At 41.0% G+C, this 1,958-nt stretch carries 2 protein-coding genes; both read left to right on the top strand.

Annotated elements, in window-relative coordinates:
* Positions 1–62 precede the first annotated feature (62 nt).
* Positions 63–905 carry a pirin family protein gene (locus A3KS_RS0117140; protein WP_026395929.1) on the top strand — a complete coding sequence of 281 codons (843 nt, stop codon included), beginning with the start codon at positions 63–65 and terminating at the stop codon, positions 903–905.
* 67 nt (positions 906–972) lie between these two features.
* Positions 973–1,710 (top strand): DUF6597 domain-containing transcriptional factor, encoded by a 738-nt coding sequence (locus A3KS_RS21825; protein ID WP_051355971.1) that lies wholly within the window; start codon positions 973–975, stop codon positions 1,708–1,710.
* Positions 1,711–1,958: the final 248 nt, after the last annotated feature.

Below are 1,958 nucleotides of genomic sequence, written 5' to 3'. Positions count from 1 at the left end.
GTCCTAACTGGTTGTTAGGTACTATGACCATAAATATATTGTAGTAGAAAGAAGGCGTTTTGATGAAAGAAAGAAAAGTTATACAAGTCGTTCAGGGAATTAATGCAGTGGACGGGGCGGGGGTTCATCTGACCCGGGTCTTGTCCCATTCAACTGTGAAAGCATTTGATCCCTTCCTGATGCTGGATTCCTTTGATTCTAAGAATCCCCAGGATTATATCAAAGGTTTTCCCATGCATCCACACCGGGGAATTGAAACCGTCACCTATCTCGTCGATGGGCTGATCGAACATCAGGACAGTCTGGGGAATAAGGGGGCTATCGAATCTGGCTGTTCCCAATGGATGACTGGAGGAAGTGGGATTCTCCATCAGGAGATGCCCCAGGCTTGTGAAAGAATGCTGGGTTTCCAGTTGTGGTTGAATCTACCCAAGTCAGAAAAAATGACGGAGCCCAAGTATTTTGAGATCAGAAAAGAAAATATTCCGTTGTATAAAGGAGCCGGCTTTAATGTCGGGGTCATATCCGGATCTTACGAAGGGGTAAAGGGTGCCAAACCCCATCACATCCAGGCGATGATTTTAGATGTGGTCGTTGAACCAGGAAGATCGGTTAAGATTCCAACCGCCAAAGGAGAAACCGTGTTTGCATTTTTAATTGAAGGTCAGGGCACAGTGGCCGGAACCTTATATAAGGAGAAATCGGCACTGCTGTTTAGCGAAGGCGAATATATCGAAATAACGGCCGATGAAAAGCCGCTTCGTTTTGCTGTATTTTCGGCACCGCCACTGAATGAACCAGTAGCCTGGGGCGGCCCCATCGTGATGAACACGGAAGCTGAATTAAAACAAGCCTTTGCTGATTTGGAAGACGGCAGTTTTATTAAACAGTTGCCACAATTGTAAATATTCAAGATGAGAGTGTTATTTTCTAAGTAGCTTGTTAGTGATTAAAAATAGGGAGAACGAAATAATGCTGCAGATTGTAAGATACACAATTAAATCAGAACGACTTAAGCCCTGGGTTAAATTTGTTTGGTATTTGGAAACTGCATCAGATGTCAGCTTGAATCATAAATTATTGCCAACCGATAGTATTGACGTAATTATTAACCTTTCCGACAAAATAGACTATCAAATTGAAAAACAAAGGTATCGTGCCGGTACTTTTCATTTTAATGGAATGCGCAACAAACCGGGCTTTATTATTCAAGCAGGGAAATTGAAGGTGTTTGGTATTTCGTTCTATCCATATGGCTTATATCCCTTCTTAAATGTACCAATGCTGGAGTTTAGAAATCAACTGAATGATTTGGAACTGGTGGATAAACGGTTTGTTCAAAAGCAGAAAGTGGCGATTCAGGATGCAAAGGAGACTAGCGAAGTCGTCTATGCAATCGAAAAAGCACTGCTGTTATTATTAGATCAAAATATGGTCGAAATGAAAAAGATTGACCTCATTCGACGCTTTTGTCGCGAGAATAAAGAGCAGTCAATTAATGATTTCTGTGAAAAGAATCGTGTGAATATCAAAATACTGGAACGGCAGTGTCTGAAATATGCAGGATATACCCCGAAAACACTTATTCGGATTGGACGGTTCCAGTTGGCAAGTAAACAACTGATATATAATGAAGAGAATTCATTTGCGGAACTTGCTTGTGACAGTGGCTATAAGGTTGCATTATTGGCCCGAATGATTGAATGTTGACATAAACAGGATTAGAAAATTTGTCGATTATATTTGAATGAGGATGATCAGGGTTAGATCTGGTCATCCATATTATAATGTGTAAAACAATTGGTTTATCTTCAAATTTATGTCCGAATAACGGTGAATGCGGCATATATTCAGTGCTATGCGAAAGAAATCAAAAAACTTTCAAAAAAGCGTTGACAGGAGGGGTGAAAGAGCGTATACTAATGAAGTTGTCTCGAGTGAGGCAGCGGACACAGCTG

The organism is Acetobacterium malicum subsp. dehalogenans DSM 11527 (genome assembly GCF_000472665.1).
Lineage (GTDB): Bacteria > Bacillota > Clostridia > Eubacteriales > Eubacteriaceae > Acetobacterium > Acetobacterium malicum.
The sequence above is the reverse complement of the archived record's forward strand: the minus strand, read 5'-3'. Positions and strand labels throughout refer to the sequence as shown.